Below are 19,036 nucleotides of genomic sequence, written 5' to 3'. Positions count from 1 at the left end.
TGATCTCCCTGGCGGTTGCCGCCGCCGGTTGGGTGGGTGAGACTTCACCCGGAGATTACGCCGCCTTCCAATTTCCACCACTTCCGAGACACGACCAGACGCTCCGGGCGCTGTCTAACCGGTCCAAGCATTCACCTGTCTACGCCAATGGCATCCAGGTCTCCGACGAGAAGGACGTTGACCGCATTGGGAGACTGATCGATCAGGCGAAGGAGTCCGTCAGGGACTCGACAAGCTAGATGCCGATAACTCGACAGATGCGGATGCCAATAATATTTGGAAGACGGTCTTCCGCCACAGCTTCTTCGAAGAAGACACCGAGGACGCGGCGAATAGCGCCTCCGCACCCTTCGAGAAGAAGAGCGCTTTCGGCGCCACGGGACTGGCAGCACCGTTCCTGGCTTCCCAGGCTGCGGCGGCCCTCTCGGACAGTGAGAAGGTGTCACGGATGGAAGCGGCTGTGAGTGCCCGAAAAGAAAGTGGGAGTGGCGGAAAACCTTGGTCGAAGTGACGATCCCCGACGCTCTCTTTTCTGAGGTCCAGCAGGCAGTGGACCGCCATCAGCCAGAGCTGACCGCTTCGAGGACCGACAACCTCATCATCCTTGAGGGGTTGTTCGTCGTTTCTGGACCTGATGGTCCTTTCGACTCATACCAAATAAAGGCAGGGATTACGGCCGGCTTTCCAGCAGAGGAACCGGTGGTATTTGAGGAAGGCGGCCGCATTCCCCGGATAGCCGACCGTCACGTCTTTCCAAAAGATGGGAATTGTTGCTTGGGTGTCTGGGAAGAATGGCTCTTAAGAGCTCCGGATCACCGCTTTGAGACCTTCTTCACGGGATTGATGCACGACTATTTCGTCAGCCAGACATACTATGAAGTCAACGGCGTGTGGCCCTTCGGCGAAAGATCACACGGGATGCTCGGGGTGTTAGAAGCCTATGCCGATCTGCTCGGTATCGCGCTGGACGCAAAGATCATCTCCGATCACCTCCTCCTTCTGTCGCGCCAGCAGATCAAGGGACACGCGCTTTGTCCCTGCGGGAGTGGAAGGCGTCTAAGGCAGTGTCATAGTGACGACTTCCAAAGACTGACCCGGCAAATTCCGCCCTTTATAGCCAAGCGAATGTACAGCACTATTTCGCCTAAGAAATTATCCTAAATATCGGCGCAAGCTTGTCGCCCCTTTGATAGCAGCCTTCCGTCTAGCATCGAACGAAGGTCCGGCTCGGGCTGAACTACTTTTGCTGCACCTGCACTAGCTACGGCTGTAACGAACGTCGGCGATGGGCTCAAGGCGCCCTCTTGCCGTAGCGACCGCTGAACTGGCCCTCGTCTCGACGGGCACTTAGGCATAGCCATGAAGGCTTAGGCCTATGCCTGAGCACGTGCTTATGTCTGGGATCGAGATCATCACCGACGGCGGCCGCTGTGACACATCGATCAAGTTCCGGCCGCAGAGCGAGCGGACCGACGCTCAGAAGGACGAACGAAGTCAGATCGCCCTCTTACTGGAAGAACGCACCACCGCTAAGCGCGCTCAGTCCGTTCTGGTCGAACATGACATAGCCGTACTGGTCCTGATAGTGCCAGCCAGAGCAATTCCAAGGAAATCCATCTCGCAGAAAATGGAGCTGGACCATTGTTTTTGTCCAAGACCTTCCAGAAAGCCAACCCTGAACCGGAACATTGGCATAGAACCTGGCCTGACGCCTGTCGGAACGGTAGGTTCCGCTCACAGTCGATCCTCCGGATACGGACCACGTATGCCACGCGATGTTGCACAGGACATAGCCAGGAGGTGCATCAACGTAAACGACATGCTCGTTTCCGCCTGCACCGCCCGTCAAGATCCGATGTGCTTGTCCGTAGGCGGTCATCACCTGATTGACGGATGAAGGCTCGATACCGGCATAGGCTGCCAAGGCAACGACAGCCCCTTTACAGAAATTCGAGTTCGCGCAGTCTGCAACTGCCCTGTCTATGTTATGAGGTTCGGCGGTGATGTATATTGGAACAGGCAATAGGCATTGAATGTTGTCGCAGCCCGATCCGAATAGCTTACCATCTACGTACTGCGTTTGCACCTGCGCAGCCGCAACGCCTCCAAGAAATAGCTGACCGAGAAGCGCAACCAAGATCGAACAGAGAAGGCGCACGGCAAAACACCCTCACGAAACGATGAAGCATGAAGTCACGGCCTGTAGAACTGTGGCTCTGAAGCGCATCAATCCTTATTGATACTTTTTGAATACGCGGTTCTTCCGATTCGCACAACGCCAAGAGCTCAAAGCGGCATGCTGGCTTCCGCTTAATCAGGTGAGAGATCCGCAGCGGGCAGCGCCCGGTAGAGGGTGGCCGGATGGCAGTTCAGCAGCCCCGCTGCCTCGCGGACCGACTTGCCTTCGGCGATCAGCCGCACGGCCAACGTCCGCTGATCCGCTGTCAGCTTGGGGGGACGACCGAACCGTACGCCCCTTTCCCTGGCCGCGTTCCGGCCGTGGCTCGTGCGTTGATGAATAAGCTCCCGCTCGAACTCGGCCATGCCCGCGAACACTGTCAGCACCATGCGGCCCGCCGGAGAAGTGGTGTCCGCCCACGGTTCGGCCAGAGAGCTGAGCCCTGCCCCGATCTCGTTCAGCTTCTCGGCAATGTCGAGCAGGTCGCGGGTCGAGCGCGCGAGCCGGTCCAGGCGCGTCACCACCACCACATCGTCGTCGCGGAGCTGATCGAGCATTCGGGCCAGCTCGGGCCGGTCGCGCTTCACGCCCGACACCTTCTCCTCGAAGGTCCGGCGGCATCCCGCCTCCTTCAGGGCGGCCCGTTGCAGCCGCAAGTCCTGGTCCTCGGTCGATGTCACTTTCAGAAGACAACTGCACTGTATGTCAGGAGTGTACAGCACGGCATCGATGAGGGGCTACCCCGCCTTTTCAGCAATGGCAGATGCCATCGATCATACCGATCCCAGCAAGCTTCTGCGGCCTGAGTTCCATTTCGGCGCCGTCACCTTCCCCGCCAGTCGCTTCCCCTCTCGTCACTCCGCCGAGTTGAGCCGCATCCGGGCACGGCGTTCGCGGCGTTGCAGTTCCCGGCCAAGGCGGATCGACTGTTCGACGAAGTCCAGATGGTCCCGGGCGGCCTTGTCGGCCAGGGCGGGGTCGCCCGCCTCGATCGCCGCGATGATCCCGAGGTGCTGGTCCAAGAGCTTGCGGCCGGTGCCGTCGATGCTGCGCAGCAGGTCGCGGTTGTAGAAGATGCCCCGCCGGGTCAGGTCGAAGACCGAGGCCATCATGTGGATCAGCGTCGTGTTGTGGCTGGCGTCCACGACCGCGCTGTGCAGCCGGAAATCGGCCTCCCGCTCGGCCTCGCAGTCCTGGGCGTCCCAGGCGGCCTGAAGATCGTCCCGAATCGCGGCCAGGCGTTCCTTGTCGGCCGCGGTCGCGCGTTGGGCGGCAAGGCGGGTCGCGAATGCCTCCTGCTCGCGGCGATATTCCAGATAATCGTGGAACGCCTCGCCATGGCGCGCATAAAGGGCCAGCATCGCGGGCGACATCGCTCGCCCAGTGAGTTCGGCGATATAGGTACCGTCGCCGTGGCGGACCGTGACGAGATTGCGGCTTTCAAGAACCTGCAGGGCCTCGCGCAGCTTCGGGCGCGAGACGTGGAAGGCGTCGGCCATCTCGCGTTCGGACGGCAGGCGGGCGCCGCCCTTCAGCACCCCGTCAACGATCATCGTCTCGATCTTGTCCACTACCATCTGGACCACCGATTCGTGGTCGATGGGTTCAAAGACATCCACTGCGATCATGGTCGGCACTCCTCGGCTGCTCGGCGCAGGCAGTCAGTAATAATGTTTACCTTGGAAGGACTGGTTTCAAGGCAGTCTAACGGTTGAGCAAGTATCTGTAATTAGGAATTTTATCGAAACCACCTTTTGCGGCCCATGCCTCTTCCTACGGCGTGGTCGCCCTAGGATCTTGCTCAGCCTCCTCCTGTGGTAAAGAAAAATATTGACCGTCTGTAGAGGACAATATTATTAACCTCTTGCGACAGATCGCTGTCGCCCGCCGGGAGGGGCGGTCAGAGGGAGCGAGAGGATGCCGATCATACCGAGCAAGACGCTTGCGCCTTGCCAAGGCACGGCTTCAGGGGCCGGGCCTGCGCAAGTCCCGAGTCCAGCCTCACGCGACCCCGGAGCGTACCGCCTGCCCGGCGAGGCATGACGGATCGCGCCGTTGCCATGATCCGGTCGCCGCTTCCGCGTTTCCCAGGCGGGCGAGGCGCATATCAACAGGACGGACCATCCGGAAATCGTTGTGTGCGCGGAAAAGTTCTGCGCAGGCTGAGGCCATGTCTGGGTGAAAGGACGGCGCAGGATGGCCGGAACCGTCATCGCCCTGGCCGCTCTGACATCTCCGGGCGCCCTTCAGGGATCGGCCGCCGCTGCGTCCCCTGCAAGGCGCGCCTTGTGCCCGCCTACGCCAACCTTCGCATACCTCGGATAGTGCTTCAGCCAAGGGAAACATGATGAAAGATCAGGCTTCTGACATCGACCCCGTCGAATCGCAGGAATGGCAGGACGCGATCGCCGACGTGATCGAGCGCGACGGCGCGAACCGCGCGCATTTCCTGCTGGACAAGGCGGTGCAGCAGGCCCGCGCGGCCGGCGCCAACCTGCCATTCTCGGCTACGACGCCCTATCAGAACACGATCCCTGTGGACGACCAGCACGAGTTCCCCGGCGATCTGGAGATGGAATGGCGCATCCGCACCATCAACCGCTGGAACGCCATGGCAACCGTCGTGCGACGCAACAAGGAATCCAGCGAATACGGCGGGCACATCGCCTCCTACGCCTCGTCGGCGGTGATGTATGACGTGGGCCTCAACCACTTCTGGCGCGCGCAGTCGGAGATTCACGGGGGCGACCTGGTGTTCTTCCAGGGCCATGTGATCCCCGGCATCTACGCGCGGTCCTTCATGGAAGGCCGGATCACCGAGGAGCAGTTGCTGAACTTCCGCTCCGAGGTGGGCGGGGGCGGGCTTTCGTCCTATCCGCATCCCTGGCTGATGCCGGACTACTGGCAGTTCCCGACCGTCTCGATGGGCCTCGGGCCGCTGATGGCGATCTACCAGGCGCGGTTCATGAAATACATGCACAACCGGGGCCTGATCGACATGGCCGACCGCAAGGTCTGGTGCTTTCTCGGCGACGGCGAGATGGACGAGCCCGAAAGCCGCGGCGCCATCGATCTGGCCTCGCGCGAGAAGCTGGACAACCTGATCTTCGTCATCAACTGCAACCTGCAGCGGCTGGACGGGCCGGTCCGCGGCAATGGCAAGATCGTGCAGGAGCTGGAGGGCGATTTCCGGGGCGCCGGCTGGAACGTCATCAAGCTGCTCTGGGGCAAGGGCTGGGACCAGCTGCTGGAGAGGGACACCACCGGCCGTCTGCGGCAACTGATGGACGAGACCGTGGATGGCGACTACCAGACCTTCAAGTCGAAGGACGGCGCCTACATCCGCAAGCATTTCTTCGGCAAGTATCCCGAAACCGCGGCGCTGGTCGAGGACTGGACCGACGACCAGATCTGGGCGCTGAGCCGCGGCGGCCACGACCCCGAAAAGGTCTACACCGCCTTCCGCAAGGCCATCGAGACGAAGAACCAGCCGACCTGCCTGCTGATCAAGACCATCAAGGGCTATGGCATGGGTTCGGCCGGCGAGGGCCAGAACATCACCCACCAGCAGAAGAAGATGGCCGAGGAGCAGTTGCGCGCCTTCCGCGACCGCTTCAGGATCCCGGTCTCGGACGAGGATCTGCCCAAGGCGCCGTTCGTCGCGCTGAACACCGCGCAGAAGGCCTATCTGGCCGACCGCCGCAAGGCCCTTGGCGGGGACTTCCCCAAGCGCAGCTCGCAGGCGCCGAAGCTGGAGATCCCCCCGTTGGAGGCGTTCCAGGCGCAGCTGACCGGCACAGGCGAGCGCGAGATCTCGACCACCATGGCGTTCGTGCGGATACTGACCACGCTGATCCGCGACAAGAACCTGGGCAAGCATGTCGTGCCGATCGTGCCGGACGAAAGCCGCACCTTCGGGATGGAGGGGCTGTTCCGCTCGATCGGGATCTACAACCCCGAAGGGCAGAAATACACGCCCGAGGACCGTGAGCAGATGTCCTACTACCGCGAGGCGGTGGACGGACAGGTGCTGCAGGAAGGCATCAACGAGGCCGGCGCCATGGCCGACTGGATCGCGGCGGCCACGTCCTATTCCAACCACGGCGTGCCGATGATCCCTTTCTTCATCTACTATTCGATGTTCGGCTTCCAGCGGGTGGGCGATCTTGCCTGGGCCGCCGGCGACAGCCGCGCCCGCGGCTTCATGCTGGGGGGCACGGCGGGCCGCACGACCCTGAACGGCGAGGGGCTGCAGCACGAGGACGGCCACAGCCACATCCTGGCCGGCACCATCCCCAACTGCATCAGCTACGACCCGACCTTCCAGCACGAGGTGGCGGTCATCGTCCATCACGGGCTCACGCGGATGTTCCAGGATCAGGAGGATGTGTATTTCTACCTGACCCTGATGAACGAGAACTACAGCCACCCCGACATGCCCGACGGCGTCGAGGACGGCATCATCCGCGGCCTCTACCGCTTCCGCGAGGCCGCCCAGCCGGCAGAGCGGCACGTGAACCTGATGGGCTCGGGCACCATCCTGGTGCAGGCGATCAAGGCCGCCGACATGCTGGAAGCCGATTTCGGCGTCACCGCCGACATCTGGTCGGCCACCAGCTTCAACGAACTGGCCCGCGACGGCCAGGACGCGGCGCGGTGGAACCGGCTCAACCCGCTTGAGGCGCCGCGCGTGCCCTATGTCACGCAGGCGCTGTCAGGGGCGAAGGGCCCATTCATCGCCGCCACCGACTACATGAAGAATTATGCCGAGCAGATCCGCGCCTTCGTGCCTGGCCGCTACACCGTGCTGGGGACCGACGGCTTCGGCCGCTCGGACAGCCGGGTGAACCTGCGTCGCTTCTTCGAGGTGGACGCGAACCACATCGCGGCGGCGGCAATGGTCGATCTGTTCCGCGAGGGCGCGATCGACGAAGCCACGCTGCGGGACGCGCTTGGCAGATACGACATCGACGGCGGCAAGCCCAACCCCCGGCTGGTCTGATCGGGAACGAGGAGGAACCACATGGCAATCGAAGTGAACGTTCCCGACATCGGCGACTTCAAGGATGTCCCGATCATCGGCATCCTCGTGAATGTCGGCGACAGCATCGCCGTCGAGGACCCGCTGATCGAGCTCGAATCCGACAAGGCGACGATGGAGGTGCCAAGCCCCGTCGCAGGCCGGATCGCCGCGATTTCGGTCAACGTGGGCGACAGGGTGTCCGAAGGCGCGCTGATCCTGACCGTCGAGGCCGAAGGAGTGACGGCCGCTGACGCCCCGGCGCAGGACGCGCCCAAGCAGAACATCCCGGACCGGCCCGCCCCGGCGGCGGGGTCTGCCCTGGCTGCGGCCCCGGTCGCGGCAGCCCCGGCGGGGGGCGCTATCACCGACAGCGGTTTCGGCAAGGCCCATGCCTCACCCTCGGTGCGCGCCTTCGCCCGCCAGTTGGGGGTCGACCTCGGCAGGATCAACGGCAGCGGCCGCAAGGGCCGCATCCTGCGCGAGGACGTGGCCGCCGCGCTGAAGGCCAGCGCCGCCCCGGTGGCGGCGGCCCCCACGCAGGGCGGCATGGGCATCCCGCCGATCCCGGTGGTGGACTTCTCGAAGTTCGGCCCCGTCGAGGACGTCGAGATGCCGCGCATCAAGAAGCTGTCCGGCCCCGCGCTGCACCGGTCCTGGCTGAACGTCCCCCACGTCACCCACAACGAGGACGCCGACATCACCGAGATCGACCGCTACCGCAAGGAGCTGGACGACGAGGCGAAGAAGGACGGATACCGCGTCACGCTTTTGTCCTTCGTCATCAAGGCCAGCGTCTCGGCCCTGCGGAAACACTGGGAGTTCAACTCGTCGATCCATCCCGACGGCGACAAACTGATCCGCAAGTCCTACTACAACATCGGCTTTGCCGCCGACACGCCAAACGGCCTGGTCGTGCCGGTCATCAAGGACGCCGACCGTAAGGGGATCATCGAGATCTCCAAGGAACTGGGAGAGCTGAGCGCCAAGGCCCGCGCGGGCGAGCTGAAGTCGCAGGACATGCAGGGCGCGACCTTCACCATCTCGTCCTTGGGGGGCATCGGCGGCACGTCCTTCACGCCGATCGTCAACGCGCCCGAGGTCGCGATCCTGGGCCTGACCCGGTCGCGGATGGCCCCCGTCTGGGACGGCGCGCAGTTCGTGGCGCGCAACATGCTGCCGATGTCGCTGAGCTACGACCATCGCGCGGTGGACGGGGCGCTGGCCGCCCGCTTCGCCGCGACGCTGCGGCACCTGCTCGGCGATGTGCGCCGGATCATGCTGTAAGGGAGGGCGACGTCATGGAAGTCAAGGTTCCCGATATTGGCGATTTCAAGGACGTGCCGGTCATCAGCATCCTCGTGGCCGTGGGCGATGAGGTGGCCGAGGAACAACCGCTGATCGAGCTTGAGTCCGACAAGGCGACGATGGAGGTGCCCTCTCCCGCCGCCGGCCGGATCGCGGCAATTGCGGTGAAGCCGGGCGACAGGGTGTCGGAGGGCGCACTGATCCTGACGCTGGAGGCCGCAGGCACAGGTCCGGGCGCGGGCGAGGTCGAGCCGCGCAGCACCGACAGCGGATATGGCGGGCGCGGCGGCCCGGCTGACGCCCCGGCCGCGCCGCAGCCCGCCCCGGCGGCGGTTCCCGCGTCCGCGCGGGGCGACGTTCATGCCGAACTCGTGGTGCTCGGTTCCGGCCCTGGCGGCTACACCGCCGCCTTCCGGGCCGCAGACCTCGGCAAGAAGGTCGTGCTGATCGAGCGCAACCCGACCCTCGGTGGCGTCTGCCTCAACGTCGGCTGCATTCCCTCCAAGGCGCTGCTGCACGCCGCCAAGGTCATCACCGAGGCCGAGGAGATGGCCGGCCACGGCATCGCCTTTGACACGCCCGTGGTGGACCTCGACAAGCTGCGCGGCTGGAAGGACTCGGTTGTCAAGCAACTGACCGGCGGCCTGTCCGGGTTGGCCAAGGGCCGCAAGGTGCAGGTGGTGACGGGCTACGGCCGCTTCACCGGCCCGAACATGATCGAGGTCGAGCAGGAGGGGTCGAAGACCTCGGTCAGCTTCGACCAGTGCATCATCGCCGTTGGGTCCGAGCCGGTGAGGCTGCCCTTCATCCCGCATGACGACCCCCGCGTGATCGACTCCACCGGTGCACTGGAGCTGGACGGCATCCCGGACCGGATGCTGGTGCTGGGCGGCGGCATCATCGGGCTGGAGATGGCCACGGTCTACGACGCGCTCGGCGCGCGCATCACGGTGGTCGAGCTGATGGACCAGATCATCCCCGGCGCCGACAAGGACATCGTGAAGCCCCTGCACAAGCGCATCGAGGGCCGCTACGAAAAGATCCTGCTCAGGACCAGGGTCGCGGATGTCAAGGCCGGCGACGACGGCGTGACCGTCACCTTCGAGGACGAGACGGGCGGGACCACGACCGACAGCTTCGACCGCCTTCTGGTCGCGGTCGGGCGTCGCCCTAACGGCAAGCTGATCGGGGCCGAGGCGGCGGGCGTCGCGGTCGATGAGCGCGGCTTCATCGCCGTGGACAGCCAGCAGCGCACCAACGTGCCGCACATCTTCGCCATCGGCGACGTCGTGGGTCAGCCGATGCTGGCGCACAAGGCGGTGCACGAGGGCAAGGTCGCGGCCGAGGTTGCAGCGGGGCAAAACCGCCATTTCGACGCCCGCGTGATCCCCTCGGTCGCCTACACCGACCCCGAGGTCGCCTGGGTCGGCGTGACCGAGGCACAGGCCAGGGCCGAAGGCCGCAAGATCGGCAAGGGGGTGTTCCCCTGGGCGGCCTCGGGGCGGTCGCTGTCCTTGGGCCGGTCGGAAGGCATCACCAAGGTCATCTTCGACGAGGCCGACGATCGGGTGATCGGCGCGTGCATCGTCGGGCCGAACGCGGGCGACCTGATCGCCGAGGTGGCGCTGGCGATCGAGGTGGGCGCCGACGCGGTGGACTTGGGCCATACCATCCACCCCCACCCGACGCTGAGCGAGACGGTCAACTTCGCCGCCGAGATGTTCGAGGGCACGATCACCGACCTGATCCCGCCGAAGAAGCGGCACTGAGCCGGGCGCGCCCGTATCCCGGTTTTCTGAAAGCCCCGGCACGGGAGGTAGCGCCGGGGACCACTGGAGCAACAAGACGGCGGGGCTGTCCCCGTGATCCGAGGAGGAAAGATGACTGGTTTCCTGATATTCATCCTGGCCCTGCTGCCCATCGCCACGGTGTTCCTGCTGCTGGTGGTGCTGGAACGCTCGGCCAAGCTTTCGATGTTCGTGGCCTACCTGGTCACGGCGGCAACGGCCCTTCTGGTTTGGGGCACCGACCTGAACAAGGTGCTGGGGGCCACCGCCAACGGGGCCATCACCGCGATCAGCCTGCTTTACATCATCTTCGGCGCGATCCTGCTGCTGTTCACGCTTGAGGAAAGCGGCGGCATCCGGTCCATCCGCAATGGCTTCACCAGCATCTCGCCCGACCGACGCGTGCAGGCCATCATCATCGCCTGGCTGTTCGGATCGCTGATCGAGGGCGCGTCGGGTTTCGGCACCCCCGCCGCCATCGCCGCGCCCCTGCTGGTCGCGATCGGCTTTCCCGCCATGGCCGCGGTTCTCGTGACGCTGATCATTCAAAGCACGCCGGTGTCCTTCGGCGCGGTCGGCACGCCGATCCTCGTCGGCGTCAACACTGGCCTCGGCGGCCAGGAGATCGTCGAGTCGACCATCGCGCCGATGGCCTACAGCGACTATCTGCTGGAGATCGCCGTCAAGGTCGCCACCATCCACGGCCTCGTGGGCTTCCTGATCCCGCTGATGCTGGTCGGGATGCTGACGCGCTTCTTCGGATCCAACCGCTCGTTCATCGAAGGCTTCCGCATCTGGAAATTCGCGCTGTTCGCGGGCCTCGCCTTCACCATTCCCTACTGGATCATCGCCAACATCCTGGGGCCGGAGTTCCCGTCGCTTCTGGGCGGCATCATCGGCCTGCTGATCGTCGTTCCGGCGGCGCGGGCGGGCTTCCTGATGCCGAAGGATGTCTTCGACTTCCCGCCCCGCACCCAATGGGACGACGCCTGGGTTGGCAAGCTGGACGACCTTGAGGATCACCACGCCAGCCGTCCGGTGATGCCGCTGCTGAAGGCATGGGCGCCCTATCTGCTGGTCGTGGCGCTTTTGGTGCTGACCCGCGCGGTCGGACCGGTCAAGGCATGGCTCACCTCGCCCGAGGTGACGCTGGCGCTGGACAACCTGTTCAGCTCGGGCATCAACGCGCGGGTGCAGGTTCTGTATTTGCCCGGCACGGTGCTGATCCTTGCGTCGATCTTCGCCTTCTTCCTGCACGGGATGAGCGGGCGGGACTATGGCCGGGCGCTGCGGTCCTCGGGTTCGACCATGATCGCCGCCGCGCCCGCGCTGCTGCTGGCGGTGCCGATGGTGCAGGTGTTCATCAACTCGGCCTCGGACACGATGGCCAGCATGCCGATCGTCCTGGCCGAGGGCGTGTCGTCCGCGGTGGGTCAGGCATGGCCCATGTTCGCGCCGCTGATCGGGGCCATGGGCGCCTTCGTCGCCGGGTCGAACACGATCAGCAACATGATGTTCTCGCTGTTCCAGTTCTCGACCGCCGAGCAGATCGGTCTGGGCGCGGCGGGCGCGGGCACCGTGGTGGCGCTGCAGGCCATCGGGGGGGCCGCGGGCAACATGATCTGCGTGCACAACGTGGTGGCCGCATCGGCGACGGTGGGCCTGGTCAACCGCGAGGGCGAGATCATCCGCATGACCCTGATCCCGATGACCTACTACATCGTCCAGGGCGGGTTCATCGGGCTTGCGCTGCTGGCCGGGGGATTCAACATGTGGTGGATCGCCGCCGTGATCTGGGGTGCGGCCGTGCTGCTTGTCATGTCGCGGAACCGGGGGCGCGCGTCCACCCCCGTCGCCGTCCGAAGCTGAGGTAGGTGAAATGTCCGCAAAGCCCAATCCGCGCGTCGGCCTGTTCGTGACCTGCCTTGTCGATGCCATCCGGCCCGGGATCGGCTTTGCGGCCATCCAGCTGCTGGAGGAAGCGGGCTGCCGGGTCGAGGTGCCGCAGGCCCAGACCTGCTGCGGCCAGCCGGCGCTGAACAGCGGCGATGACAAGGACGCGGCGGACCTTGCGCGCCGGACCATCGCCGCCTTCGAGGGCCATGACTATGTCGTGCTGCCCTCGGGGTCCTGCGCCGGGACGATGGTGCACGCCTATCCCGAACTGCTGGCGGGCGACCCGGAATGGGCCGCCCGCGCCCGCGACTTTGCCGGGAAGACCCACGAGATCACCAGCTTCCTGGTCGATGTCATGGGCTACCGGCCCCGAGGCCGCCGCCTTGACGCGACGGCCACCTATCACGACAGTTGCGCGGGCCTGCGGGAACTCGGCATCGCCGCGCAGCCGCGCGCGCTTCTCGCCTCGGTCGAGGGGCTTGAAATGCGGGGGCTGGAAGGCAACGACGTCTGCTGCGGCTTCGGCGGCACCTTCTGCGTGAAATATTCCTCCATCTCGAACGCCATCGTCACCGAAAAGGCCGAGGCGGTCGAGCGCACCGGGGCCGACCTGCTGCTGTCGGGCGACCTCGGCTGCCTGATGAACATGGCGGGCAAGCTGCACCGGCGCGGCGCGAAGACCCGCTGCTTCCACACCATCGAGGTTGTCGCGGGCCGCGCGGGCGGCCCCGCCATCGGCGAGGAGGGCTGAGCATGAACGCGCCGCAGCAAGGCTTCAAGGAACGCGCCGACGCCGAACTGAAGAACGCGGTCCTGAAGATCGCCATCGACCGGACCACCGGCAACGCCGAGCGCAAGCGCGCCGTCGCGGTCGCCGCCTTCCCCGAGTTTCAGGCCGCCCGCGCACGGGGCCGCGCCATCAAGGACCATGTCATCGCCCATCTCGACCACTACCTCGAGATGTTCGAACGGAACGCCACCGCCGCGGGCGCGACCGTCCACTGGGCCAGTGATGACGCCGAGGCCCGCGCCATCATCACCCGCATCTGCCTTGAGGCCGACGCGAAGCTTGTCACCCGCGCGAAATCCATGCTGGGCGAAGAGATCGGCCTGCCCCATGCGCTGGCCGACGCCGGGATCGAGCGGGTCGAGACGGACCTGGCCGAGCACATTATCCAGCTTGCGGGCGAACGGCCCTCGCATATCGTCTGGCCCGCCATGCACCGCACCCGCGAGCAGGTGGCCATCCTGTTCAAGGAAGCCCATCATCCGCCGCCCGCCGCCGATGATCCCGCAACCATGGTGCAAAGCGCCCGGCGCGAGCTGCGCGCCAGGTTCCTGGGTGCCGACATCGGCATCTCGGGGGCGAACTTCCTGGTCGCGGACACCGGCGCCACCTGCACCGTCACCAACGAGGGCAACGCCGAGCTGACCACCACGCCCCCCCGCATCCATATCGTCACGGCGGGGATCGAGAAGCTGGTGCCGTCCACCGCCCATGCCTTTGCGCTGCTGCGGCTGCTGGTCCGGTCGGCCACCGGCGGCGAGATGACGCAATACACCACCTTGCACTGCGGCCCGAAACGCCCCGGCGACGCCGACGGCCCCGAGGAGATGCACATTGTCCTGGTGGACAACGGCCGCACGCGGATGCTGGCGGACGAGTTCCGCCCCATGCTGCGCTGCATCCGCTGCGGGGCCTGCATGAACCATTGCGTGGTCTATCGCCAGATCGGCGGGCACGCCTATGGCGGGACCTATCCCGGTCCCATGGGCGCGGTGCTGACGCCGGTTCTGGACGGGCTCGCGCAATCCCGCGACCTGCCCCATGCCTGCACCATGAACGGCCGCTGCGCCGAGGTCTGCCCGGTCGAGATCCCCCTGCCCACGCTGCTGCGGGCCTGGCGCACGCGCAGCTGGCGCGAGCGGCTGGAGCCCCGGTCTGTCCGCGCGGCCCTTGGCCTCTGGGCCATGGCGGCGCGGCGGCCGGGGCTTTACCGCCTGGGCAGCCGCATCGGCGTGCGGGCGCTGCGGCTGTTCGGGCGGCGCGGCTGGATCGCCAGCCTGCCGCTGGCCGGCGGCTGGACCGCCTACCGCGACCTGCCGCGCCCGTTGGGGCGGACCTTCATGGAACAGTACCGCGCCGAACAGGCCCGGAAGGAAGGCCGCAGATGACCGCCCGCGACCGCATCCTTGCCGCCATCCGCGCCGCCCGCCCGGCGCCCCTTCCGCCCGCCGAGGCCATCGCCGCCGAGGCCGCCGCCCTGCTGGATGCGCCCGAAAGCGTCCGCCCCCGGCCCGTCGAAGCGGTGCTGGCGGCCGAGTTCGTGCGGAAAGCCTCGGCCCTCGGGACGAGTTTCGACCATCTGCCCGACAGGGCGGCGATCCCCTTGGCGGTCAACCGCTATCTGGACACACATGGCCTGCCGCCGGCGCTGGCGCTGCAGCCGGCCCCGGCGCTTGCCGCTCTGGACTGGACGGGCATAGATACCCATGACGCCGTCGCGCCTGACCAGACGGCCGCCTTGGGGCTTGCCCTCTGGGGCATCGCCGAGACCGGGTCGCTGGTCATCCACTCCGGGGCGGATGCGCCGATCCTGCTGTCCTTCCTGCCGCTGCACCACATCGTCGTGCTCGAGGAACGCAGCCTGCTACCGCATCTCGAAGACTATGCGGCGCGCATGGCGGGACAGCCCCAGCCCCGCAACGCCATCCTCATCACCGGCCCCAGCGGCACCACCGACATCGAGGGCAGCTATGTCCGGGGCGCGCACGGCCCCGGATTCCTGCATGTCCTCATGATCGGCGGCTGAGGCCGGTCCCGCCCGTCATCCGCATCCCGGACCATCCCGCGTCCGGGCTGCCCCGTCATCGCCGATCCGACTGGAGCTCACGACCATGACGCAGCGATCCCCGACCGACCTCAAGGCGGACCCCGCGCCTGTCGAATCCGGCCCGGCCTTCCTCGACGCGCTTCGCGCAACCGTGGGGCCGCGCCACGTCCTGACCCGGCCGCAGGACACCGAGCGCTTCCGCATGGGATACCGCTCCGGCGGCGGCGAGGCCGAGGCGGTCGTCCGCCCCGGCTCGCTGCTGGAACTGTGGCAGGTGCTGCAGCTTTGCGTGAAGGCGGGACGGATCGTGATCGCGCAGGCGGCCAACACCGGGCTGACCGAGGGCTCGACCCCCAAGGGCACCTATGACCGGCCCGTGGTGATCGTGAACACCCTGCGGCTGTCGCGGATCGACCCGATCCTCGACGGCGCGCAGGTCCTCTGCCACGCGGGGGCGACGCTTTACGAGCTTGAGCGCAGGCTCGATCCCCTGGGGCGCGATCCCCATTCGGTGATCGGATCAAGCTGCATCGGCGCCTCGGTCGTGGGCGGGGTCTGCAACAACTCGGGCGGCGCCTTGGTGCGGCGGGGCCCGGCCTACACGGAACTGGCGCTGTTCGCCCGGCTGGATGCGGACGGGACGCTGCGGCTGGTCAACAACCTCGGGCTGCGGCTCGGCAATGATCCCGAGGCGATCCTGCGCCGCCTGGATGCGGGCGAGATCCGGCCCGGGGACGTGGACCCCCAAGCCGGCGCGGCGTCCGATCACGGCTATGCGGAACGCGTCCGCGACGTGGATGCAGAAACGCCCGGCCGCTTCAACGCCGATCCGGGGCGGCTGCACGAGGCCTCGGGCTGCGCCGGGCGGCTCGCCGTCTTCGCGGTGCGGCTGGACACCTTCCCGCGCCCCGCCGCGGCCGAGGTCCTTTACGTCGGCACCAACGACGCGGCCGCGCTTGCCACCCTGCGCCGTCGCCTTCTCACCGAACTCGACCCGCTGCCGATCGTGGGCGAGTATATCCATCGCGAGGCCTGGGACATGGCGGCCCGCTTTGGCCGGGACACGCGCCTGTTCATCGAATGGTTCGGCACCGCCCGGATGCCCGTAATGTTCGCGCTGAAGGCTTGGGCGGATGCGCGGCTGCGGAAGATTCCCCTGACTTCGGACCTCAGCGACCGCGTCCTTCAGGTCGCGGGCCAGCTTGCGCCGGGACGGCTGCCGCGCCGGATGCGCGACTTCCGCAACCGTTTCGAGCATCACCTGATCCTCAGGGTGGAAGCCCCGGTCGATCACGCCGGGCGCATCCTGAACGAGACGGTGGGCGCCGACGGCTGGTTCCGCTGCACGCCCGGCGAAGGGTCAAAGGCGTTGCTGCACCGCTTTGCGGTGGCGGGCGCGGCCGTGCGATACGAAGCGATGAACCGGCGCCGCACCGGGGGCCTGGTGGCGCTGGACGTGGCGCTTCGGCGCAACGACCGCGACTGGATCAAGCCGGTGCCGCCGGAATGGGCGGACCAGGTGGCGGCGACCCTTTCCTATGGCCATTTCCTTTGCCACGTCTTCCATCTGGACTACGTGCTGAAGAAGGGCGCCGATCCCGCTGCCTTCAAGAAGGCCATGCTGGCGATGCTGGACGCCGAGGGTGCCGAATACCCGGCCGAGCACAACGTGGGCCATCTTTATCACGCCAAGCCCCAGCTTGCCGCCTTCTACGAGGGCCTCGATCCCTTGGCGCGCTTCAACCCCGGAATCGGCGGCACGCGCCGTTCCTGAGGGCTGCCGCCGGTCCCGGCGGGATCGGTCCGGTGCCCTCATGCCTTTGGCGGAACGGCTGTTCCGCCGGGTCTGCCTCTGCCCCGGTCTGCGGCAAGGCGGCAGGGGCGACCGGGCAGGGTTCCGGGCGCGGGCCATCCGCGGCCCGTTGCCCCCCTGTCGGCGGCTCCGGCCTGTCCTGCCCCTCTACATCAACGCCTGCTGTCCCCCCGGATACCGGTCGCCGCTGCCATCCGGCCGGGACCGGCGGACCGGGCGGGGCGCGGCCCGGCATGTCACGCCTTCATGGCCGTGTCCCGATGCGCAGGCTTCATCATTTCCTTTCTTCCGGGTATCTGGCGGAGCAATGTTCTGAACCTGCCTGCAAACTCAGGTCGCTGCCCGTGGGCCTGCCGCCCCCCGCCCTGCGTCTGCGGGACTTGGCAGGCTTGCATCAGCCGGGGATGCGGGGGGTTCCGATCCGGCCTTGCGCGCTGCCGGATAGCGCGCCGATGCGGACTGAAGGAAATGCCGATGCAGACCCCTGCGCCCCTGACGGTTCTTGGCCTTGTCGCCCTTGCCACCACGGCGATCGTCTGCGGCGACACGGCCGGCAAGCTGCTGACGGGGGCGGGGGTGCAGCCGCTGTTCGTGGCCTGGTCGCGCTTCGCGCTGGCGGCCCTGCTGCTGTTCTGGGTGCTGGGCCTGCGGCCGGCCGGCCTGGGGCGCCTGCTGGACTGGCGGCTGATCCTGCGGGCGGCCCTGATCGTCGGCGCCATCGCCTCGATCCTGACCGCGCTTCGGACCGAGCCCATCGCGAATGTCTTCGGCGCCTTCTTCATCGGCCCGATCGTGGCCTATGTGCTGTCGGCCCTGGTGCTGGGCGAGCGCGTGTCCTGGGCGCGCACGGTGATGCTGGCGCTGGGATTTGCCGGCGTGCTGCTGGTCGTCCGGCCCGGCGGCGAGATGGGGACCGGCATGATCTTCGCGGTGATGGCCGGCACGCTCTACGGCTCGTATCTTGCCGCGACGCGCTGGCTGACCGCCTTCTATCCGCCGCCCTTCCTGCTCGGCTCGCAACTGGTGATCGGGGCGGTGCTGCTGCTGCCTGCGGGCCTTGCCAGCATTCCGGCAAGCGCCGACCTGCGGGTCTGGGTGCTTGTGATCGTCAGTTCGCTTGCCTCTGCCTTCGGCAACTATCTGCTGGTGGTCGTGAACCGGACGACGCCGGCGACGGTCTCGGCGCCCCTCATCTATTTCCAGTTGATCGCCGCCACCGTGATCGGGTTCCTCGTCTTCGGCGACTGGCCGGAACCGCTGACCCTGCTCGGCCTTGCCGTGATCTTCGCCTCGGGTGTCGGCGGCCTGGCGCTAGTGCCGAGGCGCTAGGCGCGGCGGCCCCGTTCGTGGCGTACACTGACAAGCGCCACGAAGCTGCTCTGCAGTAGCTCAGCCTCTGCACGCGATCCACCCGCGCAGGGGCGCGGGAGGGCCGCAGGCGCCTTGTTCCCCGGACACGCCCGAGAAACCTAAACGCCGTCTGCAGAGCGCACTGCGCCCAAGCGACCGTATGCAAACCGCAACAGGGCCAAAGGCGAGCGGAGCCCTGAAGGAATTGCGCCAGCGCCAGTCTGTCTCGCAACCCTCGTCCGAACGAAGCCCTGGCTCCGCTCGCCGCCATCGCCTGTCCTGAGCTTCCGATTGTGGGACGGCGCGCGCGTTCTACCGAAGGGGAGAAGGCAAGCAGGGCGGCTCGACATTCACTCCTTACCCACTTCCTTGGCGTTCCCTCCCGTTCGCGGCAGAAAGCGATAGACCGACGACCGTGCGATGCCGAGCTGCCGGGCAATGACAGAGGGGCTCAGCTTCTCCTCCGCGTGCAGCCGGCGAACCTCCTCAGGGTCGATCTTCGGCTTGCGGCCCTTGTAGACACCACGCACCTTGGCGGCGGCGATCCCTTCCATCTGCCGCTCGCGGCGCAGGTTGGTCTCGAACTCGGCGAAGACTCCCAGCATGTCGAAGAAGGCCTTGCCGGCGGCGGTCGCGGTATCCACCGGCTGCTCGGTCGCCGGTCGTGTCGCGAATGTGGTGGAAATTGCCTGGCGGCTCGCTTCGGGCATGTGAAGCTGGCTCCGATCAGGCGGCGAGGTCAAGTGGCATCGGCTGGAGGGGCTGAGTGAGGGTTTCCCAGCCGTCGACCTTGCGCATCTGGATCTGCCCTGAGGCCAGGAGCGCCCAGAGCAACATCGGCACGGTTTC

15 protein-coding genes are annotated in these 19,036 nt (G+C 66.5%); 11 read left to right on the top strand and 4 right to left on the bottom strand.

The genetic code is table 11. The features are described 5' to 3' along the window. Nucleotides 1–239, top strand: a 239-nt coding sequence (locus DPQ23_RS15775; protein ID WP_205961472.1) for a hypothetical protein, incomplete at its 5' end; no start/stop codon positions are given. 268 nt (nucleotides 240–507) lie between these two features. Further along, nucleotides 508–1,161 (top strand): SEC-C metal-binding domain-containing protein, encoded by a 654-nt coding sequence (locus DPQ23_RS15530; protein ID WP_240602819.1) that lies wholly within the window; start codon nucleotides 508–510, stop codon nucleotides 1,159–1,161. Between the two features lie 346 nt (nucleotides 1,162–1,507). On the opposite strand, the gene DPQ23_RS15525 is transcribed toward DPQ23_RS15530, so the two are convergent. The 3 genes from DPQ23_RS15525 to DPQ23_RS14270 all read right to left on the bottom strand — a co-directional run bounded on the left by DPQ23_RS15525 (nucleotide 1,508) and on the right by DPQ23_RS14270 (nucleotide 3,807). Beyond that, nucleotides 1,508–1,924, bottom strand: a complete 417-nt coding sequence (locus tag DPQ23_RS15525; protein WP_162630771.1) for a hypothetical protein — start codon at nucleotides 1,922–1,924, stop codon at nucleotides 1,508–1,510. Nucleotides 1,925–2,310: 386 nt separating this feature from the next. Then, a complete protein-coding gene (locus DPQ23_RS14275) occupies nucleotides 2,311–2,859 on the bottom strand; it encodes a recombinase family protein (protein WP_276310566.1) in 549 nt (182 codons plus the stop codon). Nucleotides 2,860–3,033: 174 nt separating this feature from the next. Next, nucleotides 3,034–3,807 carry a FadR/GntR family transcriptional regulator gene (locus DPQ23_RS14270; RefSeq protein WP_112875455.1) on the bottom strand — a complete coding sequence of 258 codons (774 nt, stop codon included), beginning with the start codon at nucleotides 3,805–3,807 and terminating at the stop codon, nucleotides 3,034–3,036. Nucleotides 3,808–4,526: 719 nt separating this feature from the next. Here DPQ23_RS14270 and aceE point away from each other — a divergent pair. From aceE to DPQ23_RS14225, 9 genes are all read left to right on the top strand, one after another. Beyond that, nucleotides 4,527–7,181, top strand: a complete 2,655-nt coding sequence (gene aceE, locus DPQ23_RS14265; protein ID WP_112875454.1) for a pyruvate dehydrogenase (acetyl-transferring), homodimeric type — start codon at nucleotides 4,527–4,529, stop codon at nucleotides 7,179–7,181. 21 nt (nucleotides 7,182–7,202) lie between these two features. Beyond that, nucleotides 7,203–8,486: a dihydrolipoyllysine-residue acetyltransferase gene (gene aceF, locus DPQ23_RS14260; RefSeq protein ID WP_112875453.1), complete on the top strand. Its 1,284-nt coding sequence runs from the start codon at nucleotides 7,203–7,205 to the stop codon at nucleotides 8,484–8,486. 14 nt (nucleotides 8,487–8,500) lie between these two features. Then, the gene (gene lpdA / locus DPQ23_RS14255) at nucleotides 8,501–10,276 is read left to right on the top strand and encodes a dihydrolipoyl dehydrogenase (RefSeq protein ID WP_112875452.1); all 1,776 of its coding nucleotides are present in this window, start codon (nucleotides 8,501–8,503) and stop codon (nucleotides 10,274–10,276) included. 111 nt (nucleotides 10,277–10,387) lie between these two features. Beyond that, complete coding sequence (locus tag DPQ23_RS14250) at nucleotides 10,388–12,163, top strand: L-lactate permease (protein WP_112875451.1); 1,776 nt, start codon at nucleotides 10,388–10,390, stop codon at nucleotides 12,161–12,163. Between the two features lie 10 nt (nucleotides 12,164–12,173). Next, on the top strand, nucleotides 12,174–12,941 hold the full coding sequence (locus DPQ23_RS14245; RefSeq protein ID WP_112875450.1) for a (Fe-S)-binding protein: 768 nt from the start codon (nucleotides 12,174–12,176) through the stop codon (nucleotides 12,939–12,941). A 2-nt stretch (nucleotides 12,942–12,943) separates the two neighbouring features. After that, nucleotides 12,944–14,365 (top strand): lactate utilization protein B, encoded by a 1,422-nt coding sequence (locus DPQ23_RS14240; protein WP_112875449.1) that lies wholly within the window; start codon nucleotides 12,944–12,946, stop codon nucleotides 14,363–14,365. Next, complete coding sequence (locus DPQ23_RS14235) at nucleotides 14,362–15,003, top strand: LutC/YkgG family protein (protein WP_112875448.1); 642 nt, start codon at nucleotides 14,362–14,364, stop codon at nucleotides 15,001–15,003. The genes DPQ23_RS14240 and DPQ23_RS14235 overlap by 4 nt, the downstream gene beginning before the upstream one ends. A gap of 85 nt (nucleotides 15,004–15,088) precedes the next feature. Next, complete coding sequence (gene dld, locus DPQ23_RS14230; RefSeq protein ID WP_052041972.1) at nucleotides 15,089–16,798, top strand: D-lactate dehydrogenase; 1,710 nt, start codon at nucleotides 15,089–15,091, stop codon at nucleotides 16,796–16,798. Between the two features lie 513 nt (nucleotides 16,799–17,311). Further along, nucleotides 17,312–18,166, top strand: coding sequence for a DMT family transporter (locus DPQ23_RS14225; protein WP_112875447.1), 855 nt, complete (start codon nucleotides 17,312–17,314; stop codon nucleotides 18,164–18,166). A 371-nt stretch (nucleotides 18,167–18,537) separates the two neighbouring features. On the opposite strand, the gene DPQ23_RS15655 is transcribed toward DPQ23_RS14225, so the two are convergent. Then, on the bottom strand, nucleotides 18,538–18,897 hold the full coding sequence (locus DPQ23_RS15655; RefSeq protein WP_112875446.1) for a recombinase family protein: 360 nt from the start codon (nucleotides 18,895–18,897) through the stop codon (nucleotides 18,538–18,540). Between the last annotated feature and the right edge of the window lie 139 nt (nucleotides 18,898–19,036).

Origin of the sequence: Paracoccus endophyticus (assembly GCF_003286075.1) — a bacterium.
Taxonomy (GTDB): Bacteria; Pseudomonadota; Alphaproteobacteria; order Rhodobacterales; family Rhodobacteraceae; genus Paracoccus; species Paracoccus endophyticus.
The sequence above is the reverse complement of the archived record's forward strand: the minus strand, read 5'-3'. Positions and strand labels throughout refer to the sequence as shown.